27 protein-coding genes and 1 riboswitch are annotated in these 26,373 nt (G+C 63.7%); of the genes, 5 read left to right on the forward strand and 22 right to left on the reverse strand.

Translation table 11 applies throughout. From position 1 onward, the window contains the following. Positions 1–14 precede the first annotated feature (14 nt). The 5 genes from ftsL to CFOUR_RS07615 all read right to left on the reverse strand — a co-directional run bounded on the left by ftsL (position 15) and on the right by CFOUR_RS07615 (position 3,703). Positions 15–695 carry a cell division protein FtsL gene (ftsL, locus tag CFOUR_RS07595; protein WP_143339034.1) on the reverse strand — a complete coding sequence of 227 codons (681 nt, stop codon included), beginning with the start codon at positions 693–695 and terminating at the stop codon, positions 15–17. A gap of 36 nt (positions 696–731) precedes the next feature. Next, positions 732–1,736 (reverse strand): 16S rRNA (cytosine(1402)-N(4))-methyltransferase RsmH, encoded by a 1,005-nt coding sequence (gene rsmH / locus CFOUR_RS07600; RefSeq protein ID WP_290179078.1) that lies wholly within the window; start codon positions 1,734–1,736, stop codon positions 732–734. Positions 1,737–1,934: 198 nt separating this feature from the next. Continuing rightward, the gene (mraZ, locus tag CFOUR_RS07605) at positions 1,935–2,369 is read right to left on the reverse strand and encodes a division/cell wall cluster transcriptional repressor MraZ (RefSeq protein ID WP_070422186.1); all 435 of its coding nucleotides are present in this window, start codon (positions 2,367–2,369) and stop codon (positions 1,935–1,937) included. A gap of 412 nt (positions 2,370–2,781) precedes the next feature. Continuing rightward, the gene (locus tag CFOUR_RS07610; protein WP_085958266.1) at positions 2,782–3,174 is read right to left on the reverse strand and encodes a DUF3040 domain-containing protein; all 393 of its coding nucleotides are present in this window, start codon (positions 3,172–3,174) and stop codon (positions 2,782–2,784) included. A 91-nt stretch (positions 3,175–3,265) separates the two neighbouring features. After that, on the reverse strand, positions 3,266–3,703 hold the full coding sequence (locus CFOUR_RS07615; protein ID WP_085958525.1) for an SAV_6107 family HEPN domain-containing protein: 438 nt from the start codon (positions 3,701–3,703) through the stop codon (positions 3,266–3,268). A 152-nt stretch (positions 3,704–3,855) separates the two neighbouring features. Between CFOUR_RS07615 and CFOUR_RS07620 the strand changes: the two genes are divergently transcribed. Genes CFOUR_RS07620 through CFOUR_RS07630 form a run of 3 tightly spaced genes read left to right on the forward strand, consistent with a single transcriptional unit; the run spans position 3,856 to position 7,049 of the window. Continuing rightward, complete coding sequence (locus CFOUR_RS07620; RefSeq protein WP_085958267.1) at positions 3,856–4,419, forward strand: GNAT family N-acetyltransferase; 564 nt, start codon at positions 3,856–3,858, stop codon at positions 4,417–4,419. Between the two features lie 42 nt (positions 4,420–4,461). Then, entirely contained in the window at positions 4,462–5,544 is a 1,083-nt protein-coding gene (locus CFOUR_RS07625; protein ID WP_413540791.1) for a polyprenyl synthetase family protein, read from the forward strand. After that, positions 5,544–7,049, forward strand: a complete 1,506-nt coding sequence (locus CFOUR_RS07630) for an alpha-(1->6)-mannopyranosyltransferase A (protein WP_085958269.1) — start codon at positions 5,544–5,546, stop codon at positions 7,047–7,049. Before CFOUR_RS07625 ends, CFOUR_RS07630 begins: the two co-directional genes overlap by 1 nt. On the opposite strand, the gene CFOUR_RS07635 is transcribed toward CFOUR_RS07630, so the two are convergent. Beyond that, the gene (locus CFOUR_RS07635; RefSeq protein WP_413540792.1) at positions 6,952–7,314 is read right to left on the reverse strand and encodes an Rv2175c family DNA-binding protein; all 363 of its coding nucleotides are present in this window, start codon (positions 7,312–7,314) and stop codon (positions 6,952–6,954) included. The two genes, CFOUR_RS07630 and CFOUR_RS07635, sit on opposite strands and share 98 nt — an antisense overlap. A gap of 25 nt (positions 7,315–7,339) precedes the next feature. Here CFOUR_RS07635 and CFOUR_RS07640 point away from each other — a divergent pair, with 25 nt between their 5' ends. Continuing rightward, positions 7,340–8,668, forward strand: coding sequence for a protein kinase domain-containing protein (locus tag CFOUR_RS07640; protein WP_085958526.1), 1,329 nt, complete (start codon positions 7,340–7,342; stop codon positions 8,666–8,668). A gap of 543 nt (positions 8,669–9,211) precedes the next feature. Here the strand turns inward: CFOUR_RS07640 and CFOUR_RS11395 are convergent. The 15 genes from CFOUR_RS11395 to ctaC form a co-directional block, all read right to left on the reverse strand. Next, entirely contained in the window at positions 9,212–9,424 is a 213-nt protein-coding gene (locus CFOUR_RS11395; protein WP_413540801.1) for a DUF6973 domain-containing protein, read from the reverse strand. Between the two features lie 404 nt (positions 9,425–9,828). Beyond that, a complete protein-coding gene (locus tag CFOUR_RS07645; protein ID WP_290179079.1) occupies positions 9,829–11,217 on the reverse strand; it encodes a class II 3-deoxy-7-phosphoheptulonate synthase in 1,389 nt (462 codons plus the stop codon). An 80-nt stretch (positions 11,218–11,297) separates the two neighbouring features. Further along, positions 11,298–11,807, reverse strand: coding sequence for a polyadenylate-specific 3'-exoribonuclease AS (locus tag CFOUR_RS07650; protein WP_085958272.1), 510 nt, complete (start codon positions 11,805–11,807; stop codon positions 11,298–11,300). Further along, positions 11,808–12,023, reverse strand: a complete 216-nt coding sequence (locus CFOUR_RS07655) for a hypothetical protein (RefSeq protein ID WP_085958273.1) — start codon at positions 12,021–12,023, stop codon at positions 11,808–11,810. Next, positions 12,020–12,748 carry a lysophospholipid acyltransferase family protein gene (locus CFOUR_RS07660; protein WP_085958274.1) on the reverse strand — a complete coding sequence of 243 codons (729 nt, stop codon included), beginning with the start codon at positions 12,746–12,748 and terminating at the stop codon, positions 12,020–12,022. Before CFOUR_RS07660 ends, CFOUR_RS07655 begins: the two co-directional genes overlap by 4 nt. Before the next feature lie 14 nt (positions 12,749–12,762). Then, complete coding sequence (locus tag CFOUR_RS07665) at positions 12,763–13,716, reverse strand: ROK family protein (protein ID WP_085958275.1); 954 nt, start codon at positions 13,714–13,716, stop codon at positions 12,763–12,765. Positions 13,717–13,727: 11 nt separating this feature from the next. After that, complete coding sequence (locus CFOUR_RS07670; RefSeq protein ID WP_179154862.1) at positions 13,728–14,879, reverse strand: glycosyltransferase family 4 protein; 1,152 nt, start codon at positions 14,877–14,879, stop codon at positions 13,728–13,730. Then, positions 14,863–15,888: a C40 family peptidase gene (locus CFOUR_RS07675; protein WP_085958276.1), complete on the reverse strand. Its 1,026-nt coding sequence runs from the start codon at positions 15,886–15,888 to the stop codon at positions 14,863–14,865. Before CFOUR_RS07675 ends, CFOUR_RS07670 begins: the two co-directional genes overlap by 17 nt. 172 nt (positions 15,889–16,060) lie before the next feature. Beyond that, positions 16,061–16,825, reverse strand: a complete 765-nt coding sequence (locus CFOUR_RS07680) for a C40 family peptidase (protein ID WP_230471865.1) — start codon at positions 16,823–16,825, stop codon at positions 16,061–16,063. Further along, a riboswitch (cyclic di-AMP (ydaO/yuaA leader) is annotated at positions 16,824–16,953 on the reverse strand. (Overlaps the previous gene by 2 nt.) A 405-nt stretch (positions 16,954–17,358) precedes the next feature. After that, a complete protein-coding gene (gene qcrB / locus CFOUR_RS07685; protein ID WP_085958277.1) occupies positions 17,359–18,990 on the reverse strand; it encodes a cytochrome bc1 complex cytochrome b subunit in 1,632 nt (543 codons plus the stop codon). After that, positions 18,990–20,210, reverse strand: coding sequence for a cytochrome bc1 complex Rieske iron-sulfur subunit (qcrA, locus tag CFOUR_RS07690; protein WP_085958278.1), 1,221 nt, complete (start codon positions 20,208–20,210; stop codon positions 18,990–18,992). Before qcrA ends, qcrB begins: the two co-directional genes overlap by 1 nt. Beyond that, positions 20,207–21,055: a cytochrome bc1 complex diheme cytochrome c subunit gene (gene qcrC, locus CFOUR_RS07695; protein ID WP_085958279.1), complete on the reverse strand. Its 849-nt coding sequence runs from the start codon at positions 21,053–21,055 to the stop codon at positions 20,207–20,209. Before qcrC ends, qcrA begins: the two co-directional genes overlap by 4 nt. Before the next feature lie 63 nt (positions 21,056–21,118). Then, positions 21,119–21,739: an aa3-type cytochrome oxidase subunit III gene (gene ctaE / locus CFOUR_RS07700; RefSeq protein ID WP_179154863.1), complete on the reverse strand. Its 621-nt coding sequence runs from the start codon at positions 21,737–21,739 to the stop codon at positions 21,119–21,121. 388 nt (positions 21,740–22,127) lie between these two features. Beyond that, positions 22,128–22,559, reverse strand: coding sequence for an aa3-type cytochrome oxidase subunit IV (gene ctaF, locus CFOUR_RS07705; protein ID WP_085958281.1), 432 nt, complete (start codon positions 22,557–22,559; stop codon positions 22,128–22,130). Positions 22,560–22,577: 18 nt separating this feature from the next. Then, positions 22,578–23,672, reverse strand: a complete 1,095-nt coding sequence (gene ctaC / locus CFOUR_RS07710; protein WP_085958282.1) for an aa3-type cytochrome oxidase subunit II — start codon at positions 23,670–23,672, stop codon at positions 22,578–22,580. 345 nt (positions 23,673–24,017) lie between these two features. Here ctaC and asnB point away from each other — a divergent pair, with 345 nt between their 5' ends. Next, positions 24,018–25,940, forward strand: a complete 1,923-nt coding sequence (gene asnB, locus CFOUR_RS07715) for an asparagine synthase (glutamine-hydrolyzing) (RefSeq protein WP_085958283.1) — start codon at positions 24,018–24,020, stop codon at positions 25,938–25,940. Between the two features lie 64 nt (positions 25,941–26,004). Here the strand turns inward: asnB and CFOUR_RS07720 are convergent, their stop codons facing one another. Then, positions 26,005–26,349, reverse strand: a complete 345-nt coding sequence (locus CFOUR_RS07720; RefSeq protein ID WP_085958284.1) for a HesB/IscA family protein — start codon at positions 26,347–26,349, stop codon at positions 26,005–26,007. Between the last annotated feature and the right edge of the window lie 24 nt (positions 26,350–26,373).

A 26,373-nucleotide genomic window follows, 5' to 3' on the forward strand; every position in this document is an offset into this window, starting at 1 on the left:
CGCCACGCCAGCCGTTACGGCTGTGCCGAAACGTTGGCCTGGTACGGCGCCAGATTGGCAACGCGCGACGGGTTGCCGGTGCGGCCCGGGCGCTGCGTCAGCAGATCCTCGAGTTCCTTCGTTGCGCGGTCATCGGAAGACGCGCGGGAGTTTGCAACGCCCTCTCCGTTGACATCCACGATCTTGGTCGCAGACTCCGGGTTGAACGGGCGCTGCTCCTCCGCATGGCCCGCCTCATCCACAGCAACCACGCCCGGCTCACCGGCGAGCACCATGCCAGCCGAGTCCGCGCGCTGCGCCAGCTCGGCTGAAGAACGCCGGTCTTCCAAGTCGCGGTTGAGCGTTTCCACCTCATTGGCCAGCTGCTGCTCCTTCGATTGCAGCTCCTGGATGGTGAACGTCTGCGACGTTGCGATGCCGGAAAGGATCATGGCCACTGCAATGCCCACAAACAGCAGCGGCAACGCAATCTGGGACAGGGAGGAAAATTTCGAACGGGCCTTCGCGGTGGCCACCCTGCGCCCGCGCACGGACACGACCTGGTTGGACCCCAGGCGGCCGCGGGACTTGGGGTGTTCCACGTGCGGCTTGACGCCCGGCATCGTGCGCACCCGCTGCGAGGGGTGCTCCGTGCGGCGCGGGGTACGGCTCGGGGTGCGGGTTAGCGTTGCCGATCGCGTTGCTCGTGCTGCCATGGTGTCCGTCCTTTGTCGGGCTGTGTTGGTGGGCGGTTAGTGGGTGGTGCGGAGTTTTTCAATGCAGCGCACCCTCACGGGCGCGGCGCGGGGGTTGCGTTCGATCTCTTCCGCGGGCGCTTTTTCCGCGCCGCGGGTGACGGTGCGAAACGCCGGTTCGGTGCCGGGCAGATCCATCGGCAGCCCCACCGGGGTTTTGGATGAGGTCAGATCCGTAAATGCGGCCTTGACAATCTTGTCTTCCAGCGACTGGTAGCTCATGAACACCGCGCGCCCGCCGACACCGAGCAAACCGGTGATCACGGGCACGACGTTTTCCACGGCCTCGAGCTCCCGGTTCACCTCGATTCGCAGCGCCTGGAAGGTGCGCTTCGCGGGGTGGCCCCCGGTACGGCGGGTCGCCGCCGGGATGGTGTCGTAGAGCAACTCCACCAGCCGGGCTGCGCGGTCGAACGGTTCGCGCTCGCGCTGCGCCACAACTGCGGAGGCGATCTTCCCGGCGAAGCGCTCGTCGCCGTACTTCTTCAGAATGCGGGCCAGGTCGCCGTGGCTGTAGGTGTTGAGCACCTCGGCGGCGGTAATGCCCGTGGTCTGGTCCATACGCATGTCCAGCGGCGCGTCGCCGCGGTAGGAAAAGCCGCGCTCTTCCTGGTCCAGCTGCATGGAAGAAACACCGAGGTCGAACAATGCACCAGCGATGCCGTGCTCGCGTGCGACATCGAAGATCTCGCCCTCACCGTCAGCGATGGCGTCGTCGACGTGGTCGAAGCGCGCTTGCACCGCAGCAAACCGGTCACCGAAAGGAGCCAAGCGTTGCGACGCCTGACTGAGCGCGATCGGGTCGCGGTCCACACCAATCACACGAGCCTGCGGGAACACGGTGAGGAAGTGCTCAGTGTGGCCGCCGGCGCCGAGCGTGCCGTCGACAAGCACTGCGGTTGCGCCGAACTTCTCCACTGTGGGCTCGAGGAGCTCCGCCATGCGGTCGCGCATCACAGGGACGTGACCGTGCGGGTCGTCAGCGAGCGTGAAGTTCGCCATTGCGTGCCCTCCGTGTCTTTCGGTGTCCCATGCGTATGCGGCTTTTCGGCCCGGTCAGTGTCGTCAGCGCGGGGAGCGCATAGAGCCCTGCCCGGGGCGGCTGTTCTGATGTCGGGGAAGTACACCAGAACGCTTCACGCCCCGGACAGAGTCCGTACACGCTCTCCGTAGTCGTTGCCTGCTACGGGGTAGTCAGCCCTACAGCAGACCGGAGAGAATGTCGTCGTCATCCGCCGCGGAGAACGCGGCTTCAGTTTCTTCTTGATACTTATTCCAGGACTCGAGGTCCCAGATCTCGAGAAAATCCACCGAACCGATGACCACGCACTCCTTGGAAAGGCCTGCGTACTCGCGGTGTGCCGGGGACAGGGTGATCCGACCAGAGCCGTCGAGCGTTTGCTCATCCGCACTGGCAGCCAGATTGCGGATGAAGGCGCGCGCCTTCGGGTTAGTGCGGGATGCCGCTGCGGCCTTGCGGGCGCGGGCGGCGAACTCGTCACGCGGGTACACCGCCAGCGAGTGGTCCTGCCCCTTGGTCACCATCAACCCGTCCGCAAGATCCTCACGGAACTTCGCGGGGAGCGTCAGGCGACCTTTGTCGTCGAGCTTGGGAGTGTAGGTTCCCAGAAACATCCGGCGACCTACCTTCCTTCACTTTCTGACGTTGGCTGTGAAATTTTCTCGGCTTCGCTCTGCGCCGCGCACGTAGTCAAGATGCGCGCCACATCACTCCGCTGGCCCCCACTTTAACCCACTTTCCCCCACAAACGCCACACCTTCGGCGTGTTTCACTTCAACATGCCACCAAACGGCAGGTCAGAGCAGCTTTTTAGCGGTGGGGAATCTACCCGCACAGGTGCGAAACACAGCCACCACACGCCACCATTCACCCCTTTTGCCCCACTCATTACATAGACAGTGGAGCCACCCAAGCCACTTTTCACGCGGAAATGGCCACATGTGGGGAGAAGTGGGGGATTTTGGGCAGGCACGAAAAACGCCTCCCCAGATCACCGGGGAGGCGTTTGAGAAATGGGCCTTTGCGCTACTGCCGATCCTCGAACCGACGACGGAAACTTTCTTCCATATTCACGCTGCGCTGCGTCCGAGGCTTTACCTGACGGGAGGCGCGGGCCGAAGATACCGCGGACTGGCTCGGGGTGCGAAGCGCCATGATGCCGCCGAAAAGCATCACCGCGAAGCCGATGATGCTGAGCACGATGGTCCACGTACTCATACTCGCCAGCGCGACACCGCCAAGGAGGAGCACCAGGCCGAGGACGATCAACGCAAAGCTACGCATAGTCAGCTGCCCAGTTTTGGGCGCGGAACCGAAGCCAGGCTCAGTGGCGACACTGCTGCCAAATTTCGGGTCGTCCGCGAAGAGCGACTGCTCAATTTCGCGCAACGCCCGCATTTCCTGCTCTGATAGAGACACTGCTCACTCTCCAGATACCAATGGCGGACTGACAATATCCGTATAACGGCCATGGTACGCAGATTGTTCCCGTGCCCCACTTTTCGAGCCCCTAGGCGGCCATTGGCACCTCCCCGCCCCGCGTTGCCAGGTAGAAGTCTTCGACATCCGCGAGCAGACGGTGCACCACCACCGCACCGGGGTCTGTTTCGATGCCGGAGGCCACGCGGCCCCGCTGCGCCGAATATCGCTTGAATGTCTCCGCCCAGCGCTTCCCATCAAGACCGGTCAGCGCAAGTTTGTCCCACGCACTCGTGGGCAATCGTTTGCGCTTGCACACCACAGGCGACGCGCTGTTGCGCGCACCCGCCACACGGAGGGCGGCGCGGTACGCGTTTTCCATCGCCAAGTCGTAGCGCCCCGCCTCAAAGTCGTCGTGCGCCTGCGAAATCAGCCCTTCTGCGGCAGCGAGGAATTGGTCGGCACGGCTCACCCTTGCGCCCTGCCCGTATACGGCGCCGGTGGTTGCTGAAATTACGCTACCCGTCATGAGTTTCTCCTGTTCAAGTTGCACTTTTGTCGTTGCGATGACCCCAACCTAAAACACCCGTTCGACACCACCGCTACCCCTTTAGCACGTCTGTTCGAATGCAATTTCGACAATCGTTCCCCCTTTCGCCTCCAAAGTGATTCCATAGAGGGGTGACTGCCTCAATCCAGCGCCTCACTGCGGCCGAGTTCGTCATGCTCGTCCCCACGCTTGTCGATATCTATATAGAGGCCATGGGCTATCCGCGTTCCATGCGCCGCCAGCGCATCCAGGTTTGGAAAGGCGAGGTGCGCTCCCCCGGCTTCGCCGCCGTTGCCGCAGTTGACGGCTCTCAAGTCATCGGCATCGCCTACGGCTTCATCGGCACACGGGAGCGCTGGTGGGACCGGCAGCTGATTCGCGCGATGGACTCCAACGGCGGCATCACGGAGCTCGACCGCGAGATGCTCCGCAACTACTTCGAAGTCGCGGAGGTGCACGTCACGCCGAGCAGGCAAGGCGAAGGCCTCGGCTCCCAACTGCTTTCGGCGCTACTTTCGCAAGCGACCGCGCGCTGGGCACTGTTGTCCACCCCCGAAGTCGCCGACGAGGCGAACAACGCGTTCGCGCTCTACCGCAAGTTCGGGTTCAGAGACGTGGCCCGCAACTTCATTTACTACGGCGATAAACGCCCCTTCGCCATCCTCGCCCTCGATCTGGAAAACCGCACTGGGTAGGGTTGCGGGAGGACAATACACTTCGGCACAAGGAGCGTGGGCGTGAAAGATCTGGGGCTCAAGGACGTTCCGCAGCAGGTGGAGCACAACCTCGCGGAGTTCTTCACTGGGCGCGAAGCTGCGGTCGAAACCATCGGCGGGCCTGTCGCCCACGCGGTAAGCCACCTGCGCAACTTCGTTCTCAACGGCGGCAAGCGGGTTCGCCCCACGTACGGTTGGGCGGGTTTCGTCGGCGCCCGCGGGTTGGACGGAGCGGAAGACCCGCAGGCCGTGCTGCGCGCCGTGAGCTCGCTGGAGCTGATTCAGGCTTGCGCGCTGGTGCACGACGACATCATTGACGCCTCCGACACCCGGCGCGGCAATCCGACGGTGCACCGCGCGCTCGAGGCCGAGCATCGCGAGCAGGGCATGCTCGGCACGGCTGAGGCGTACGGCACGAACGCCGCAATTCTCTTGGGCGATCTCGCGCTCGCGTGGGCGGAGGATATGTGGCGCTATTCGGGCGTTTCCCAGGAGGCGCTGGCCCGCGCGGCGGAGCCGTGGGTGGGCATGCGCACCGAGGTCATAGGCGGTCAGCTGCTGGACATGATGCTGGAAAGCCTCGGCAGCGAGTCCGTGGAGATGGCCAACCGCGTCAACCGTTACAAGACCGCGGCCTACACCATCGAGCGCCCCCTCCACTTGGGCGCAGCTCTCGCGGGTGCGAGCAGTTCGCTTATCGACGCGTTCCGCGGCTACGGCCGCGACATCGGCATCGCCTTCCAGCTGCGCGACGACCTCCTCGGGGTCTTCGGCGACCCGGCAATTACGGGCAAGCCGGCTGGCGACGACCTCCGGGAAGGCAAGCGCACCGAATTGTTCGCCACGGCGCTCGACCTACTTTCCCAGGCCAACCCGGCCGGCGCCCAGGAGTTGCGCGACGGAATTGGAACGGCGGCAGATGAAGCGGAGCTGCGTCGATTAGCAGAGCTCATCCGCGACAGCGGCGCCGAAGAAGCCGTGGAGGCGCGCATTGCTGAGCTGACCCGCTCCGGCCTCGACTACCTGGACGGCGCCGGCATTGACGACGCCACGGTAGAAGCGCTGACGGTGCTCGCGCACAAAGCCACCGACCGGCGGATGTGATGCGCCCGCAACACCTGGGCGTTGTTGCATGCGCCCTGATCACCGTCGGTTCCTATGGCGCCGGCGCCACCCGCTACCGCGGCGGTGCGCTGCGCGCCGCCGGGTTGGAGCATCTCTCCTACGGCCACGGACGCGCGCTCATGGATCTGCTGCTCACCGCAGGCATTTTCGCGCTCATCGCCGCATGGGTGATGCTGTGGAAGGCCCGCCCCGCCGAGGGCGCTGTCCGGCGCGCCGTGTGTTTATGGTCCGGCATTCTCGCGCTGTGCGCGCCCATCCTCTCGCGCGACGTGTACTCCTACCTCATGCAGGGCGCGATGCTGCGCGACGGATTCGACCCCTACTCCGAAGGCGCCGCCGTCAACCCGGGCCCGTACCTGTGGGAGGTCTCGCACGACTGGCGCAACACCACCACCCCCTACGGGCCTTTGCACCTCGGCTTGGGCAAGGCAGTGACCTGGCTCGTCGGCGACAACGTCACCGCGGGCCTGATGGTCTACCGGCTGATCTCTCTAGCCGGGTTCGCGCTCATCATGTGGGCTGTGCCGCGCATAGCCAAACAGGTCGGCGGCGACCCGGCGCTCGCGCTGTGGCTGGGCGTGGCCAACCCCGTAATGCTGCTGCATCTAATTGGCGGCATGCACAACGAGGCTGTCATGGTGGGCCTGGTCAGCGCGGGGTTGCTGTCGTGCCTGCGCCGCAGCTGGTGCACCCCGGGCATCATCCTGATTGCGCTGGCGGTGTCGCTCAAAGCCACCGCTGCCGTAGCCCTGCCGTTCGTGGTCTGGCTGATAGTCAAGCGGCAGGCCGCCACACCTGCTGGCCAGGTGGGCGTGCTCGTCGCCGGCGGCGCCTGGGCGCTGGCGGTCAACGTCGCTGTCATCCAGCTGGTCACCTGGGTGTCCGGCACCACTTGGGGCTGGCTCGAGGAGATTACGGGCAACTCGAAGGTGATCAACCCGCTTGCCGGGCCCACCTTCGCCGCGGAGCTGATCACGCCGTTGCTGCAGCTTTTCGACGACACGTTCCGCTACAACACCGTCCTGAACTGGACACGCTCCGTATTTTCGGTGCTCATGCTCGTGGGCCTGGCCGCGGTGTGGTGGGTGTTCCGTCCCCGCCGGGGCGAGGCGTACGAGCGGCGCGCCGTCGCGGGCACGACCGCCGCCTACACGGTTGCCTTCGCGACCAACGCGGTGACACTGCCCTGGTACTACGCCTCCGTGGTCTCCCTAGCGGGCAGCTTCCGGCCGCCAGCCTGGGTGGTGAAGGTGACCACCGGCGCGTCGATCGTCATCGCGCTTGCGTTCAAGGGCAGCGGCAACCACCGGCTCTACGACATGTGGTTCCTCACCCTCGCCGCGATCGTCGCCGTGGTGGCCGTGGAATGGGTGTTCCGCGAGGAAACTAAAACGCCATTGCTTGGGCGCGGCGGATTACTTCGCGCGCCTTTTGGCCGTGCAGCGCGTCGACAGGACGCCCCGGCAACGACTCGTCCGGAGTAAACAAAAAGGCAAGGATCTCTTCGGCGTCGTATCCGCCGTCGTAAAGCACGGTGATTGCGCCGGAGACGAACTTGCTCAGCCCGTCCTCACCGAGCAGCCTCTCCGGGATGACCTTCTTGCCGTCCTTGACGTAGTGCACCAGCTTCTTCGCGCCGATGTAGTCGTGCACCTTGGTCACCGGCACGCCCAGAATTTCGGCGACATCCGGGAAGGGCAACAGTGTTTCGTCGCTAAGCAATTGCTCAAGATTCGTTTGTGCGCTCACGGTCGGCGATTCTACCCTTGTGCACATGGCAACCTTGAGCGCAGGCACGGCCCTGGACGGACGCTACGTCGTCGACCGCCCAATCGCCCGCGGCGGAATGGCCACCGTCTACCGCTGCGTGGACGCACGACTCGGCCGCGAGGTTGCGGCGAAAGTCATGCACGAGCAGTACGTCCACGACAACGTGTTCCTGGACCGCTTCCGGCGCGAAGCACGCGCAATGGCCCAGCTGAGCCACCCCAACCTGGTCAACGTGTACGACTTTTCCGCCTCCGGTGGAGAGGTGTTCCTGATCATGGAGCTGATCACCGGCGGCACCCTGCGCGAGCTGCTTGCCGAGCGCGGCCCGATGCCACCGCACGCCGCCGCAGCCGTGATGCGCGGCATGCTCACCGGACTGTCTGTCGCCCACGCGAAGGGCATGGTGCACCGCGACATCAAGCCCGACAACGTGCTCATCGACGCCTCCAGCCGCGTCAAACTTTCCGATTTCGGCCTCGTGCGCGCCACCGCCGAAACCACACAATCCACCGACCAGATCGTGGGCACAGTGGCCTACCTGTCGCCCGAGCAAGTCGACGGCAGCCCGCTGACCGCGGCGTCCGACGTCTACTCCGCCGGCATCGTGCTCTTCGAACTCCTCACCGGCCGCACCCCTTTCAGCGGCGAAACCCCGCTCGCCCACGCCTACGCGCGCCTGCACAACGACGTGCCCGCCCCGTCATCGTTGATCGCCGGGGTGCCCAAGCTTTTCGACGAGCTCGTGGCCACCGCCACCGCCCGCAACCCGCACGACCGGTTCCGCGACGCCGCAGAGTTTTTAGCGGCGTTGGACGACGTGGCTGGCGAGCTGCGGCTGCCCGCCTACACCGTGCCCGCCCCGCACAACTCCGCCGCGCACCGAGCCGCCGAACACCCGACCAATTTTGGGTTGGCCGCCGGGGTTGGGGGTTCTGGCAGTGCTGCTCCGAGCGCTCAGAGCGCCGCCCACCAGCGCCTTTTCCCCGGCGACGACGCTCCTACCCGCGTCTCCCCTTCTCCCGCCAGGCCCGCCCAGCCAGCACCCGGACCAGCACGCGGCCAATGGCCCGTGCCAGGTCCGGCCGCAAGCCCCGCACCTGTTCAGAGACCTGCTCCGAGTCAGATCTCCCCCAACGCCCCGGATGTTCGTGCTACCCGCGAGCCTGCTTCGCAGCGTCCCTCCGTTAAACCAGTGTCGAACCGTTCCCCATTCAGCGTGGCTCTTTATACCGTGTTCGTGGTAATCGCGATTGTCGCCGTGGCGCTGGGGGCTTGGTGGTTTGGCTCCGGCATGTACGGCGAAATCCCCGAAGTCATCGTGTCCCAGCCCTAGCCAGGCGACGTCCGCTATGCAGCTGCATAGCGTTACTGGGCCAACGGGTGGAAACAAGCCATCAACCAACTAGCCGTGGCATACTCCGACCGATTCGCGGACTACTCGTAAACCAAGCCCCCGCACACAAACAATCGGACGCTCTCTCATCTGCGGTTACAGTTAGCCCCTCTAAACTTCAATCTAGAGAGGCTAACTGTAATTGGCCTTACAGCGGTTCCATATCTATAGGCTATGCGAAGTTTCCATAGCCAGAAATGGTGCTCACCCATAAGAACGCTGATACGACGAAAGCCGCGGCGAATGTGAAGGCAAAAGCACGCCATGATCGGTCGCTAAGCCGATCCTTTTTCAACTTGTAGACAGACATGGCTAATACACCCAACGCCACCAATGTAGGTAGAGGTAGCCCATAGAAGACGAAAGGTATTGGAAGCCATGTGGACAGGAGTACTCCGCCATAAAGGGTTGCGACGCCCAAGACAATTCCAAAAAGTATTCCCGGAATGATCGTTCTTTCTTTCACAACAAATTTCTTACCAATCAGTTTATCTTGATCAGACCACCGTTTATAGCCTGCGCATGACATTCATTGATGGCGCCCGCTTCATCTCCTTCGTGTCGCAATCCAATGTCTCGACCAATGGCATTGTTTGTTTGATCCATGTGCCCAGCTTCAGGAGAACCAGAATGGTCTGTTTCGTGGGCATCGCCGATTTTTTGTGCAAAATCTGCGTTAACCCGGATCAGCGGGATTAACGGCTACACCCCGCTAAGCGTCCTCGACGGCACCTGGCGGCAATACGAAACCAACCGCATCAACGCCACACGCACCGCACTCGAGGCCGGACTGATCACCGCATTATCAAAACCCCTACCGGACTGCCAAAGGAGGTCACCATCATCCGCACAACCACCAAACCCGCCCACAGCCCCCCACCCTGACCGTCGCCTAAACCAGAAACTGTTCACAACCACTTGACACAAAGCGCAAAATGTCCACTTTTACGAAAGTCGCCACCGCCAACCACTATGCAGCTGCATAGTGTTACTGGGAGCAGACCAATTATTGGCACCGGCCGAATTGTCCGCACTGCAGAGCCCGCAAGCGACCCCGCCGTTGCACGAATGGCAGACGATGCCAGCGGCGCCGGCAACAACTAGTAGCGCAGCATCTCCGCGACTAGGAAGGACAGCTCTAGGGCCTGCTCGGTGTTGAGGCGGGGGTCGCAGGCGGACTCGTAGCGCCCCGGCAAGTCGACATCGGTGATGTCCTGGGCGCCACCGAGGCATTCGGTGACGTTCTCGCCGGTGAGCTCGATGTGGATGCCACCCGGGTGGGTGCCCAGTTCGCGGTGGACTTCGAAGAACCCCTGTACCTCGTCGAGGATTTTGTCGAAGTGGCGGGTCTTGTAGCCGTTCGAGGAGGTGAAGGTGTTGCCGTGCATCGGGTCAGACTGCCAGACCACCTTGTGGCCGGAGGCCTCGACGGCTTTGACGATGCCCGGCAGGACTTCGCGGACCTTGTCCTGGCCCATGCGGATGACCATCGTCAACCGGCCCGGCACGCGCTCCGGATCGAGCTTATCGGCGTAGGCGACGGCCTCCTCGGGCGTGGTGGTCGGGCCGAGCTTGATGCCAATCGGATTAGAGATCAGGGCGGCAAAGTTAACGTGGAAGTCGTCGATGCCGCGGGTGCGCTCACCGATCCAGAGCTGGTGGGCGGACAGGTCGTAGAGCCTGGTGTCACCGTTGGAGTCGGTGGCCAAGCGCAACATGGCGCGTTCGTAGTCCACCAGCAGCGCCTCGTGGGAGGCGTAGACCTCGGAGGTCCGCAGGTTATCGTCGCGCACACCGCAGGCATCCATGAAAGCGAGCGAGCGGGAGATCTCGCGGCCGAGCGCCTCGTAGCGCGCACCTGCCGGGGAATTGGAGACGAATTCGCGGTTCCAGTCGTTGATGTTGTGCAGATCGGCCGTGCCAGAGGTAGTCAGCGCGCGTACCAGGTTCATCGCCGCGGACGAGTTGGCGTAGGCACGGACCATACGGGCCGGGTCGTGGCGGCGGGCCTCCTCGGTCGGCTCCACGCCGTTGACAATGTCGCCGCGGTAGTTGGGCAGACCGTTAGCGTCCAAGTCGGACGAACGTGGCTTGGCGTACTGGCCGGCAATGCGGGCCAGCTTCACCACTGGCGTAGATGCGCCGTAGGTCAGCACCGCAGCCATCTGCAACAGCGTGCGCACATTGGCGCGGATGTGCGGCTCGGTGTTGGACTCGAAAGTCTCTGCACAATCGCCTCCCTGCAGCATGAATGCCTTGCCGTTAGCGACATCCGCCAGCTGGGTCTTGAGCTCCTCCACCTCGGGGCCGAGCACAACCGGTGGCACAGACTCGAGGATCTTGCGCACATACTGCGCCTGGGTGGGGTCCCAGGAGGGTTGCTGCTTCGCATCGCGGGAGATTGCGTCCTGGAACTGCTCGTTCAGGTCGCCCGGCAGCGGGGGCAGGTCCGGCAGTACGTCTTTGGGGATGTCGATTGTCCAGCTCACCCGTTTAGTTGTAGCACGATTCACACCGCGCTACAACCATTTTCACCTGCACATTCCCAAACCGTGAAGTCAATATCCCACTATTTGGAAACGGAACCGGAGGCGTCGATAGGCAACGCATCCATACACACGCGGAATTTACGCAGGTTGTGACGCGCGTCCACGAGCGCGTCATGGTTGCCGTCCGGCACCTTGGGCAAACGAGGACGACCCGCCATCTGCCAGTACTGCTTCAGCTCGCGGGTGTAGCGCGGCAGGTCCTTGGGCAGGCCCGCCATGTCGCCCCAGAGCTGTGCGAACACAACATGGTCGTATGCGCCCACCCACGCCCACAGTTCCGGCTTTCCGCGCCCGGCAGTGAGAAACTCATGCGCTTCGTCCCGGATCTGCTGCAGCGGCTTCCACGCCGGGTGAGAAGCGCGCGGCAGCTTGCTCAGCACGTTCTCCCGCACCCATTCGTTCGCGTTGGAGGCGTCGAACTCGGTGCTCACTGCGTAATATTCGCGCCCGTCCTCCGCGACGATGCCGATGGAAACCAGCTCGATGGTGGAGCCGTCCTCGATAAACTCCGTGTCGTAGAAGTACCGCATTTACTTGCGTTGCTCCGCCCGGATGTCGTCGAGCAGCTCGCGCCGCGACGGCCCCTTCGGGCCGCGCTGGCGACGAGGCCAAAACATCACGGCCGCGACCGCGAGCACAGCAAGCGGCCCGGCAAGTTTGGGGTACCACCCTGCCTGCGAGGCGACGAGATAGATCGCCACGACGACAGCGACGAGCACGAAACGGATAATCAGCGGTTTGTTCACGGGCGTGCCTCCACCGGGTACTCCCCCGTCTCCGCCAGCGACTTCTTCACGTCCGAGGCGTAGACATCCACGTAGTCCTCCCCCACCATGTCCGCCAGGCGGCGCATGCAGTAGTCCGTGAACGGGCGCATGACCTCGCGCGAATCGGGGTCGAAACCGTGCTCGGCGGCCCAGGCGTGCGGGTGGATCTGCTCGGAAACCTTGATACGCACCTTCACCGGCCGCGGGACTGTCGTGCCAATCGGGTTCGCTTTACCGGAGCCGATCATGCCGATGAGCACGATCGGTGCGCCGGTGGCCATGGCCACGCGCGCCATGCCGGTGCGGCCCTTGTACACGCGCCCGTCCGGGGAGCGGGTGCCCTCCGGGTAGATGCCGAACAGGTCGCCTTTGTCCAGCACGCTTTCCGCCGCGGTCTGCATCGCGGCGCCGGCGTCCTTGGCCCCGCGGTCCACGGGAATTTGGCCGACCGAGGAAAAGAAGAACTTCTGGATGCGCCCGGACAGACCCGTACCGGTGAAGTACTCCTTCTTCGCGGGGAAGGCGATTTGGCGCCGCACCATCAGCGGCAGGTAGAACGAGTCCAGCACGGACTGGTGGTTGGACGCCAAAATCGCGGCGCCTTCACTGGGGATGTTCTCCGCACCCTCGATGGTGGGTCGGTTCCACACCAGCAGCGGCGGCCCGAAAATGACCTTGAACAGGGAATACCACTTGTTGTTCATCGTTTACTCGCCTTCTACAGCAGTTCACGGGCCAGATCAGCGACCCCGATCATACCCGCCCGGGATCCCAGCTCAGCGCACAGGATCTCCGGCTGCGGGCGGTAGCCGGCGCCGACGATGTTGGCTTCCATCGAGGCGCGGGCGTCGTCCAAGTACAGGTCGGAGTCTTCGCTCACGCCGCCGCCGAGCACGATCTGCGCGGGGTCCAGCACGTCGGCGACGATGGCGAGACCGCGCCCGAGCCACGTGGAGAAGCTGTCCAGCGCAGCAAGCCCCAGCTCGTCGCCTGCGCGTGCGGCGGCCATGATGTCGTGGCCGCTTGCGCGCTTTTCGACGACCGCCCGGTACACACCCGAGTCCTTAAAGCTGCCCTGCGTGGCAATGTCGATCGCGCAATCAACCAGCGAAGTGCCCGACGCGTACCGCTCCAGGCACCCCTGTTTGCCGCAGGAGCACACGCGCCCGCCGGGCACTACGGTGATGTGGCCGAACTCGGGCGCGGTGCCGAACGCCCCGCGGTAGATCTCGCCGTGGTGCATCAGTGTTGCGCCGATGCCGGTGCCGACTGCGAAAAACACCCAGGTATCCAGGTCGCGGCCGGCGCCGTAGCGGTACTCGCCCCACGCCGCGGAGTTCGCGTCGTGCTCGAGTCGTACGGGCAGCCCAATCGCCTGCTCCAGGTCCCGGCGCACTGGCTGGTCGTCGCGCCACGCCAAGTGGGGCGCGAAGCGGACCACCTCGCAGGAGGGGTCCAGAAATCCGGCGACTGCCACGCCGACCGCCCCGATGTCGTGGGTGGAGCGCAGCTGCCCCACCATGTCCACGATGGTGCGGGTCAGCCCGTCGGCGTCGTGCGGGGTTTCGGTGCCGAGCGAGTCGACGATCACGCCGTCCGCGTCCACCACGGCGGCGCGAGCGTTCGTGCCGCCGATGTCGAATCCGACGGTCATCGGTGTTTGAGCAGCCATGGAAAGGCAGTCTAGTCCCGCTGTCCGCTTGCACCGCATATCGCAGCTAGCCGGTCCCCGAGCACGTCCCAGGAGAAATGTTCGGCCACGTGCGCGCGCCCGGCGTTGCCCATGCGGGCGCGCCTTTGGTCGTCGTCAAGCAATTGCACAATCGCATCCGCGATGGCGCTCGTGTCGCGCCCGTCCACCACCACCCCAGTGTCCGGCGTGACGGTCTCCGGCGCGCCGCCGGAGCTGCCTGCGATCACGGGTACACCGCACGCCTGCGCTTCCAGGTACACGATGCCCAAGCCCTCCACGTCGAGGCCGCCGAAGCGCGTGCGTGCGGGCATGGCGAACACGTCTGCCGCCGCGACAATGTCGCGCAACCGCTGCCCTGACACTGGCCCGGTAAACAGCACCCCGTCCCCTGCGAGAGCGCGCAGCCGCTTGCCGTACGGCCCCGAACCCACGATGACCAGCCGCGCATCTTTTGCTTTGCGACGCACCTCCGGCATCACCCGAATCAACTGGTCCTGCCCCTTCCGCGCGACCAGGCGCGAGGAGCACACCACGAGCGGGGCCTCGCCGACGCCGAGCTGCGCACGCGTCTGCGCACGCTGTTGCGCGGTAGCAGGCCGGAAGAAAGAGGTGTCCACGCCCGAAGGCAAAGCGACGAAGCCGGGGCGGGGGCCGAATGCGCCACGCAGGCGAGCGAGCGTGAACCAGGAGATATAGGTGACCTTGTCAGCGCTGCGGCCGATCATGCGCAACACGCGGCGCGCGACGGGCAGTTTCGCCCACCCCACCTCGTGGCCGTGCGTGGTGGCAACGACGTGCTTCGCGCCCGCGCGCTTGGCGGCCGCCCCCATGATCCCAAGCGGGGCGGCAGCGCCGAACCAGACCGTGTCGATGTTGTGCGCGCGGATTAACCGCTGCATCTCGCGCACCGTGGCAGGGGTGGGCAGCATGACGCGGCGCGGCCAGCGCACCACGGTGTACGGCACCGACGAATCCCACGCACCCGCCGCCTTGGAGTCTTGGGTAGATGCGAAAACCACCAACGAATCCGGGCCGTCGCGCCGCACAAGCTCGGCGGCGAAATCGCGCAGATACGACTGAATCCCGCCCACGGTGGGCGGGAAGTCGTTGGTGACCAGCAGAGTCTTAATAGCGCACGGCACCCTGAACCGGCATCGAGTTCACGGGCACAACCTGGACCGGGATGCCGTAATCCGAGGCGTGCACCACCATGCCGTCGCCGATGTACATGCCAACGTGGGTCACACCCGGGTAGTAGCCGATGATGTCGCCCGGCTGCAGCGCATCCAGAGACACCGGCGTGCCGCCGGCGAGCTGCGCCTGGGAGGTGCGCGGAATGCCGATGCCGTTTTGCGCGTACGCCCACACCATCAGGCCGGAGCAGTCAAACGCGTCCGGGCCCGTAGCGCCCCAGCCGTACGGCTTGCCAAGCTGCGCCATAGCGGCGGCGACGATCCCGGAGTCCACGCCCGGCAGGTCAACGGCGCTGACCGGGTTGTCCTTCGTGATCCAGCGCTGACGGTCCTCCTCGTTCAAGCTGTCCACGCGGCGCTCGATGTCTGCGACCTGCAAATCCAGCTCGTCGCGCTCCTGCTCCAGCTTCTTGCGTTTGCTGTCGAGCTCGTTGCGCGCGTGCTGCGCCTCAGCCACAGCAATGTTGGCAGCACTGGCGCGGTCCGCCGCGGCACGGTTCACCTCCTCCAGCTCGGTCAGCGCACGCTGGGAATTACGTCCGAGGGTGGCAAGGTACGCGGAGCGGTCGATTGCTTCCTGGGGGTTCCCGGAGTCGAGCGTGGTCAAAAGCGCGTCAGACTGCGGCATGCGGTAGCGCGACTGGGCAATGTCGCCAACATTTTTGCGCTGCAGGTCGCTCACGCCGCGCAGCGTGTCCATTTCCGCCTTGGCATCAGCCGCGCGGGAGTTGGCTGACCGAAGCTTCACCTCAGAATCAGCGATCTGGTCTTCCAGCTCCTTGATTTCCTCGGACTTGGCCGTGGCGTCTTGGGAGACGGACTCCAACTCCTCGATGAGCGCATCAACGTCATCCGCCTGCGCGGGCGGGGCAACCAAAGTTGAGGTTGCGACAATACTTCCGGCCACCACCGCAGCGGCAGAGCGGGACCGGTTGGTGTGGAGGGAGTGCTTACCCACGAAAGGACACCTCTTCAAGTTATGGCGAGAACGAACAAACTATAACCCTTCCCGCAGACACTGCCAAGCAAAATACCCAACGTGTGATTTTTGTTAACAGTGAGGTCAAAGATGAAAAACGCCCCGCTCGCGCTGAGCGCGGCGGGGCTGAGCCTAGCTAGCTTTGACGCTGTTAGAAGCGAACCACAGAGTGGATCGGCATCAGGTTCAGGTCGCGGTAGCCGACCGGAATACCGGAGTTCAGCGCGTCGATGATCTGGCCGTTGCCGGCGTAGATAGCGACGTGGGAAGCACCGCCGTAGTACACGACGATGTCGCCAGGCTGGATGTCGCTGAGCGCCACCTGCTGGCCCGCGGAGGCCTGAGCCTGGGAGGTGCGCGGGATGGACTTGCCAACCTGGGAGTAGACCCAGGAGGTAAAGCCGGAGCAGTCGAACGCGTTCGGGCCAGATGCGCCGTAGACGTACGGGGAACCGATCTTCGACTGCGCGATGGAAACGATGCGCTCGCCGACGGACGGCTCCGGAGCCGGGGCCGGGGCGGCCACCGGCGCGGAGTAGGTCTGCTGGACCGGAGCCGGAGCTGCCGGGCGGACCTGCTGCTCGACGTTCGCGAGGAACTGGGTGAAGCCCGGGACGTTGTTGACGCCCGGCATCGCCTTCACGGAAGCGATGGCGTTCTGGACGTCGCCGGTCGCGGTGACGCCGGCGAGCGACGGAATCCAAGCGTCAATGCCCGGGATGGCTGCAATGCCCGGGACGTTCTCGATACCCGGAACCTGGACGGAAACCGGAGAGTTGGGAACACGCACCTCAGCTGCGGAGGCGGCGGCCGGTGCGACCAGTGCAGCGCCAGCTGCGATAGCGGCGGTTGCTGCTGCAGCGCGTGCTGCGGTGTTTTCCTGGCGACGGTGCTTTGCCACGATTGTTTTCTCCATATCTTCTCTTCGCCAACCGGGTTAGCTGTCGGGCGGGGTGTTGAGAAAAGTCCCCGCGCCCCACGGGAGCGGTTCTGCCCCACTGTGGTTCCCCGGCCCCCATAGCGAGCGGACCGCGGGTGCGGACCGCCGCTTCGGGTGACGGCTCATATGTTGTTTTCGGTACATGCTGCCAACGGCTGTTGTCGCAATGTCTCGAACAGGTTACGAAACGGCAACAACGCTGTCCAGCCGTCGCGCCGTTACAGTTCCGTTATCAACCACAAAAGCCAGTGACACGACCATCTCTCAGGTTTGCACACCAGTCGTAAACAACTGCCAAAACTCCGCCATTACCCTCTCTACGCTGGGGTTTTACACACGCCCGCAACCAACGACGCTACCCCCGAAGGTTTATATACATTCACATTTTTAAATCTAGTGTGTGCTTCGTCACACGCCCTTGTTTACGTACTTGTAACAAAGCAAAAGCCCCCTTCCCGTAGCCGGGAAAGGGGGCTTGTTGCGACCGCTAGAGCGTCATGCTCGAAGTACTACTCAGCGTTGAAGTGGGTCGCGTCGCGGTCGGTGCGGTCCTTCGTGGCCTCGAGCGCACGCATAGTCTCGATGGCCTCGTGGTGGTTCTGCTCTTCCGCGTCGCGCACACGCTCGGTGACGCCGAGCTCTGCCGGGGAGAATTTGCCGATGGTGTCCGAATCTGCGAAACCAAGCTGGTTCATCTGCTTCGGCACTCGTGCACCTGCGTATTCCAGCGGCACCGGGTGGCCGTGCTCGTCCACCGGGCCGAGCGGCTGGTGGATCTCCACGAACGCACCGTTGGGCAGACGCTTGATCACGCCGGTCTCGATGCCGTGCTCCAAGACCTCGCGGTCGGAGCGCTGCAGGCCGATGCACAGACGGTAGGTGATGAAGAACGCCAGCGGCGGCAGGATGATCAGACCGATGCGGCCGAACCAGGTCATCGCGTTCAGCGAGATCTGGAAGAAGTGCGCCACGTGGTCGTTACCACCGGAGATGGTCAGCAGCAGGAAGAAGGTCAGACCCATCACACCGACGCCGGTGCGTACAGGAACGTCGCGCGGGCGCTGCAGCAGGTTGTGGTGGGCGGTGTCGCCGGTGACCTTCTGCTCGATGAACGGATAGGTGATCAGCAGCACGACCATCAGGCCACACAGCAGAGCCACCCAGAATGCGCCCGGGATGGTGTAGTTGCCCAGGTAGAGCTCCCACGCCGGCATGACACGGGCAGCACCGTCAGTCCACAGCATGTAGATATCCGGCTGGGAACCAGCGGAGACCTGCGACGGGTTGTACGGGCCGAGGTTCCAGATGGAGTTGATGGAGGTCAGACCTGCCATCGCCGCCAGCACCGCGAAGACAACCATCATGTAGCCGATTGCCTCGGTGGCGAACACCGGGAGAATACGGACACCGACGACGTTGTTCTCGGTGCGGCCCGGCCCCGGGAACTGGGTGTGCTTCTGGAACCAGACAAGTGCCAGGTGAGCTGCAACCAGGGCGAGGATGATGCCCGGCAGGATCAGCACGTGCAGGATGTAGAAGCGGTCCAGCATCAGGTCGGACGGGAAGTCGCCGCCGAAGATGGTCCAGTGGATCCAGGTGCCGATGATCGGCAGGCCGAGGATGATGGCGGACATGATTCGCAGGCCCACGCCGGAGAGCAGATCGTCCGGCAGGGAGTAGCCCATGAAGCCCTCGATCATGCCAAGCAGCACGAGGGTCACGCCGATGAGCCAGTTGGCCTCACGCGGGCGACGGAACGCACCGGTGAAGAACACGCGCATCATGTGGGCGAACATCGCCATCATGAACATCAGCGCGGCCCAGTGGTGCATCTGGCGGACAAACAGGCCACCGCGGACATCGAAAGAGAGGTCCAGGGCAGTTGCGTACGCACGGGACATCTCCACGCCGTTGAGCGGGAGGTAGGCACCGTCGTAGATGACCTTGGTAATGGACGGGTCGAAGAACAGGGCCAGGTAGATACCGGTCAGCAGCAGGATGATGAAGCTGTACAGCGCCATCTCGCCGAGCATGAACGACCAGTGAGTCGGAAAGACCTTGTTCAGCTGCGGGCGCAGAACGCCCGAAATGGTGTAGCGCGAATCAACGTTATCCGCGACTTGCTCAAGTTTAGTGCTCATTAGGACTGACGCTCCCAGAATGCCGGGCCGACGGGCTCAATGAAGTTCCCGTTGGCGATGAGGTAACCGTCTTCGTCAACAGTCACAGGCAGCTGCGGCAGTGCACGCGCGGCCGGGCCGAAGACCGGCTTGCCGTACTGCAGAGCGTCGAACTGCGACTGGTGGCACGGGCACAGGATGCGGTTGGTCTGAGCCTCGTACAGCGAGGTCGGGCAACCGATGTGCGTGCAGATCTTGGAGTAGGCGTAGTAATCGCCGTAGTGGAAGTCCTCCTGGCCTTCGCGCTCAATCGCCTTATTCGCGTCCTCAGAACGCAGGCGGATGAGCATGACCGGGTTACGCGGACCGTGGATGGAGTGCATGTGGTGCTCGTAGACGTCGCGGGTCGGATCGTAATCCTTCCCGTCGTTGACATCCTCCGCGTAGAGCGGGAACACCGTCTCCATTGCTGCCGCGGCGAGATCCTCCGGACGCATACGCACCAGGCGGGAAACGCCGGCGGTGCTGTAGTGCGAGCCAGTCTCGCCCTCGTGCAGCTCGGCGATGGCGCCGGTGTCGCGACCGAGGTAGACCTTCACGCCCTGGTCCTGGATGGTCCAGCCGTGGGTCCACAGGGTGCCGTCGCCGTGGTAGTCCAGCTCGTGGCGGACCTTCCACGGGTTCTTGATCATGCCGCCGAGCGGGGCGATGACCATCAGGCCGGCAAGCACACCGGCAGTGCCGAGGAGGCCCTGCAGTGCCTTACGACGACCGAGGGTCGAAGTCTCCCACGCGTCATTCAGCAGCGCGGTGGTGGTGCGGCGGTCCAGTTCGCTGGAACGGCCGTCGTGGCGGCGCTGTACCGCGATCTCCTCCGGCACGAACTTCTTCACGTACTGGATGATGGAGACACCGAGTGCGCAGAAAGCCAGCGCCGCGGTCAAGCCGAGCAGCGGCGTGTACAGGGTGTAGGTCCACAGACCTTCCTCACCGTGGAACTTCGGGTGCCACGGCCAGAACAGGTAGACGCCGAGGAAGGCCAGCGCGCTGATCACGGAGATGGTCAGCCAGATGCCGATGCCGGTAGCAGCGGACTTCTCGCGCGGGTCACCTTCAACCGGGAAGCGCTCCTTGCGGTAGGCGACAGTAACGTCGTCGAGCTCGGTGCCCAGAGCCGCCAGTTCCGCATTGCTCATGCGGTCCAGCTCTTCGTTCGTGTAATTCTTCTTCACATCACTCATGAACGGGATCCAATCCACATAGCAGCGGCAGCGACCAGGGTCACGCCGATGATCCACATCGCCATACCTTCAGAAACCGGGCCGAGGCCGCCAAGCGCGTAGCCGCCCGGTGCCGGGGTTTCCTTGGTGGACTTGATGAAGGCGATGATGTCCTTCTTCTCGTCAGCGGAGAGCTGACGGTCGGAGAACTTCGGCATGTTCTGCGGACCGGTGAGCATGGCCTGGTAGATCTCTTGCTCGTTCGCCGGATCCAGCGCAGGTGCGTACTTACCGGACGACAGCGAGCCGCCGCGGCCGGTGAAGTTGTGGCAGGACGCGCAGTTCAAACGGAACAGCTCGCCGCCGCGGGCGACGTCATCCGCCTGAATGTCGCCGTCGTAGTCCTTGCCGCGCAGCTCTTCCTTCGCAACAGAGCCGTCCTCGTTGTACACCAGCTCGGGGCCGCCGCCGTTCGCCGCGACGTAAGCGGCGAGGGCGAGAGCCTGCTCCTCGGTGTAGCGCGGACGCTTGCGCTCAGCCTGTGCGTCGTTGGACATCATCGGCATGCGGCCAGAGTTGACCTGGAAGTAGACGGCACCTTCGCCGGTACCGATGAGCGACGGACCGCGGTCCTCGACGCCCTGCAGGTTGGCGCCGTGGCAGGTGATACAAGCGACGTCGTAGAGGTCCTTGCCCTCCTGGACGAGTGCCTGATCGTCGCGGGCCGCCGTAGCCACCTGCGCGTTCGGGGTGAGCGCGGACGCGAGCAGACCCGCGCCGGTCAACCCCAGCGTCAGAGCGGCGGCGCCAGCGAGCGTGCGCTGCGTCTTGCGTCCCTGGCGCTTCTTCTTGGGTGTGTTTTCCATTGTGTTCCCTTTATCGACTTTTCAGAACTTCTCCCCTTTCCCGGGCAACTGCCCGGGAAAGGGCTACTGAACGATGTAGATGGTGATGAACACGCCGATCCAGATGGCATCGACGAAGTGCCAGTAGTAGGACACTGCCATCGCGGCAGTCGCCTGAGCCGGGGTGAACTTCGACTTGGCCACGCGCAGCAGCACCACGATGAACGCGACGATGCCGGCAGTCACGTGGGCCATGTGGAAACCGGTGATGATGTACACCACGGAGCCAAAGACGGAGGACTGCGGAGTCACACCGGCCATGACCATTTCGCTCCACTCGAAGGCCACCAGGCCGAGGAAGATGACGCCCAGCACAATGGTCACAGTGAACCACTTGCGCAGGCCGAACACGTCACCCCTCTCGGCGGCGAATACGCCGAACTGGGAGGTGAACGAGGAAGCAATCAGCACGACGGTGATGATTGCACCGAACACGACGTTCAGGTGCTCCGTCTGAGTGCTCCAGTCACCGTTTGCAAGGCCGTTTGCGCGCGAAGTGAAGTACATCGCGAACAAACCGGCGAAGAACATGAGCTCTTGGGCGAGGAACGCAATCGTGCCCACGCTGACCATGTTCGGACGGTTCAGCGCTGGGACGCGATTCTGCGGCGTCGCCATATCTTGGTTTGTCATTGCGGTCGTCACGGATGCGATTATCCCCCATCGCGCCCTGATATTCATCTCACTCACCCCCGAAATTTTCCTGTGAACGGGTGCACAACCAGCACTTTTTGCACCACACCTATGCCACGAAAAAATTTTTCCGCAATCCCGGGAACTTTTTTAACCCATATCCGACTAAGTCAGTGCTGGTCATCGCGTCGGGTCGGCAAAACACTCCCCCGCCCCGAAAAACCGACCCGTTCTTTGGCTGAAATTTCGCACCTGTAAAACGGTTCCCTGATGTGCCATATCTCACAGGCTTCCCCCTCTAGGCCCGGGCCTTAAACGGGGGACATACTTTCGTTTGATTGCCCCCGAAATAGAAAAGTCCCCGCCACGAAAGACCGTGGCGGGGACTCCCCTTTTGCGCTTAGTGCTTTTCGCGCGGGATGCCGTACTGCAAGCTCAGCATGGTGGTGGTGCCGATGAGACAGACCGCACCGATGGCCAGCAGCCACAGCTGCCAGAAGGCAATGCCGAGACCGAGGATGCAGATCGCCATCGACATCGCGAACGGCCAGATGGAGCTCGGCGAGAAGAAGCCGAGCACGCCGGCGCCGTCTTCAATCTCCGCCTCTTCCCAGTCCTCGGGGACGATGTCCATGCGGCGCTCGGTGATGTTGAGGTAGCCGCCGAGCATGAAGGAGAACACAGCGGCGAGCACGAGGCCGACCGAGCCGATCCACTCGATGCCGAAGAGGTAAGCGTCCTCACCAATCCAGGTGGTTGCGAGGATGTAGAACACAGCCATCAAGGCAAGGAAGGTGCCGATGGCGTAGAAAACCTTTGATCCAGTTCCCATGGCTTCGCTCTCTCTTTCTTAAACGTTCGCGTTCGGGTCGACAGTGTTGTTGCCGTCGCGCGAATCGGTGCGGCCCGAGACGAACGGACGGGTGGAGGTTGCGTACGGGTCCTCACCGATGGAGCGCAGCGCCTCCGAGTTCGGCGCGTCCGGGTTGTCGCGGCGGAACTGGATGTACTCCTCGAACTTCTCCGGGGTCACGGCGCGGACCTCGAAGTTCATCATGGAGTGGTAGGTACCGCACATCTCGGCACAGCGGCCGACGAAGGCGCCCTCTTCCTCAATGCGCTCGATCTGGAAGGCGCGCTGCTGCTGGTTGGCCTCCGGGTGCGCGTACACGTCGCGCTTGAACAGGAACTCCGGAACCCAGAACGCGTGGTTCACGTCGCCGGAGGCGAGGCGGAACTCGATCGCGGTGTCGGTCGGCAGCACCAGCACCGGAACTTCCTCGGTGGAGCCGATGGTCTCAATCTGGTTGAAGTTCAAGTAGGACTGGTCGCCCATGGAGGTGCCGTGAATCGGGTTGGCGTTGTGCATGTCCTCCGGGTCGAACTTGGTCTCCTCGGCCAGCGCCTGACGCTCGGAGTCCAGACCGTCGTAGTCCTGACCGTCGGCGGTCAGATCGCCGGCAACCTCGGCGTAGCCGAACTTCCAGTTCCACTGGTAGCCGGTGACGTCGACGGTGACCTTCGGGTCCTTGTCCAGCGCCGTGGTGCGGGTCTGCGCCTGGACGGTGAAGAAGAACAGCACCATCACGATGACGATCGGCACGATGGTCAGGCCCAGCTCGAGGCCGACGTTGTACTGCGTCTGACGGGGGAATTCGCCTGCACCCTGCTTCGTGCGGGCCTTGTGGTTCCACCGCACGATGGACATGATGAACAGGCCCCACATAATGATGCCGATAATCCAGGCGGCGAGCCAGGTCCAGACCCAGAAGTTGTACATCTGGGCGCCCTCGGGGGTGACCGGGTCCGGCCAGCCCATGTCGAGGATGTTTGCCATCGCCTCCGGCGCGGCGACGTCACAGCCGGTCAGCGCAAGGCTGCCGAGCAGGAGCGCGCCCGCGACGCCAGCCTTCTTGGCGAAACCGCGGTTTACTTCCTTATCCACGTGTGTCTGCCTTCCTGTCCACACTAAAAACATTGAATGTTCATGCTTATGGCAGAACATTCCTACGTGGCCAGAATAGTTCATCCGGCCTAACCCGTCGGAATTCCGCGGATGTGCGGGACGGCGGCGACCGGAGGCTCGTCGATAAGCAACTGCTTAGCGACGCTAAAGCCACACCCAGTTGGAATAAGCCCCAAAAAGTTCATCCATAAGTTGGCCCCCTTATGGGGCACGGCGAAAGTTGGGCGGTTCCGGTTCACGAAAATCGGGCCCCAAACCTTATTGTTGAGGGGACTCCCCCGCCGCTTGTCGCGGCGCACCTTATATATACGGAGAGGTTTGAGTATGTGTGGCCTTCTTGCCCTGCTTTCCGCGGACGCAAACGCAGCCAAGTTCGTTGACCCGGTCGAGCGCTCCCTGCAGTGCATGTATCACCGCGGCCCCGACGCCGCGGGCACCTGGAACGACGAGGACACAGTCTTCGGTTTCAACCGCCTGGCCATCATCGACATCGAGCACTCCCACCAGCCGCTGCGCTGGGGCCCGGCCGACAATCCGCAGCGCTACGCGTTGACTTTCAACGGCGAGATCTACAACTACATCGAGCTGCGCGAAGAGCTGATTGAGGCGGGCTACACCTTCAACACCAGCGGCGACGGCGAGCCGATCGTGGTCGGGTTCCACCACTGGGGCGCCAACGTGGTCGAGCACCTGCGCGGCATGTTCGCTTTCGTCATCTGGGACACCGAGACGAAGACGATGTTCGCCGCGCGCGATCAGTTCGGCATCAAGCCGCTGTTTTACGCCACCACGGAGGCTGGCACGGTCTTCGCCTCCGAGAAGAAGTCCATCCTGGAGATGGCGCCGGAGCTGGGTCTAGGCCTGGATCTTGACCGACGCGCTATCGAGCACTACGTGGACCTGCAGTACGTGCCGGAGCCGGAGAGCCTGCACCGCCAGATTCGTCGCGTTGAATCCGGCTGCACCGTCACCCTCAAGCCGGGTGGAGAGGTGCACTCCGACCGCTACTTCAAGCCGCACTTCAAGTCCCAGCCGGTGGTCAAGGGCAAAGAGCAAGACCTCTACGACCGCATCGCACAGGCGCTGGAGAATTCCGTGGAGAAGCACATGCGCGCCGACGTCACCGTCGGCTCCTTCCTCTCCGGCGGCATCGACTCCACCGCAATTGCCACCCTGGCCAAGCGGCACAACCCGAACCTGCTCACCTTCACCACCGGCTTCGAGCGCGAGGGCTACTCCGAGGTGGACGTCGCCGCGGAGTCCGCGGAGGCCATCGGTGTGGAGCACATTGTCAAGATCGTCTCTCCCGAGGAGTACGCCGAGGCCATCCCGAAGATCATGTGGTACCTGGACGACCCGGTTGCAGACCCGTCGCTGGTTCCCCTGTTCTTTGTCGCACAAGAGGCCCGCAAGCACGTCAAGGTTGTCCTCTCCGGCGAGGGCGCCGACGAGCTGTTCGGCGGCTACACCATTTACAAGGAGCCACTGTCGCTCGCCCCGTTTGAGAAGCTGCCCGGCGCGCTGAACAAGGGTCTGAACCGCCTCAGCCGCGTCCTGCCGGAGGGTGTGAAGGGCAAGAGCCTGCTCGAGCGCGGCACCACCCCGATCGAGGACCGCTACTACGGCAACGCGCGCTCCTTCAACTTCGAGCAGCTCAACCGCGTGCTGCCGTGGGCGAAGCGCGAGTGGGACCACCGCGAAGTCACCGCGCCGATTTACGCGGCGTCTACGGAGATGGATCCGGTGGCTCGCATGCAAAACCTCGACCTGTTCACCTGGATGCGGGGCGACATCCTGGTCAAGGCGGACAAGATGAACATGGCCAACTCGCTCGAGCTGCGCGTGCCCTTCCTGGACAAGGAAGTCTTCGAAGTCGCCGAGACCATCCCCTTTGATCAGAAGATCGCGCACGGCACCACGAAGTACGCGCTGCGCAAGGCGATGGAGCAGATCGTGCCTGCGCACGTGCTGCACCGCAAGAAGCTTGGCTTCCCGGTGCCGATGCGCCACTGGCTGGCCGGCGACGAGCTCTTCGGCTGGGCGCAGGACACCATCCGCGAGTCCCAGACCGACGACATCTTTGCCAAGGACCAGGTGCTGGAGATGCTCAAGGAGCACCGCGACGGTGTTTCCGACCACTCCCGCCGCCTGTGGACGGTGCTGGCGTTCATGGTCTGGCACGGCATCTTCGTCGAGCACCGCATCGACCCGCAGATCGAGCACAAGGACTACCCGGTCCAGCTCTAGACGGCCCTCAAGAGCGAAAAAGCTCCGCACCGACGTCGGTGCGGAGCTTTTTGCGGCCGGGCGCTTAGTTGAAGCTGTCGCCGCAGGCGCAAGCGGAGCCCGCGTTCGGGTTGTCGATGGTGAAGCCCTGCTGCTCGATGGTGTCCGCGAAATCGATGGTCGCGCCCGTGAGGTACGGAACGCTCATCTTGTCCACCACCAGGCGCACGCCGCCGACGACGTCGGCCTTGTCGCCGTCGAGCTCACGGTCGTCGAAGTAGAGCTGGTAGCGCAGACCTGCGCAGCCGCCGGGCTGGACAGCGATGCGCAGGGACAGGTCGTTGCGGCCTTCCTGGTCCAGCAGCGCCTTCGCCTTCGCCGCGGCGGCCTCGGTCAAAATCACACCAGTAGTAGAGGTGGGGGCAGTCATTGCAGTCTCCTTCGTGCGTCGACT

The organism is Corynebacterium fournieri, from assembly GCF_030408775.1.
Classification (GTDB): Bacteria; Actinomycetota; Actinomycetes; order Mycobacteriales; family Mycobacteriaceae; genus Corynebacterium; species Corynebacterium fournieri.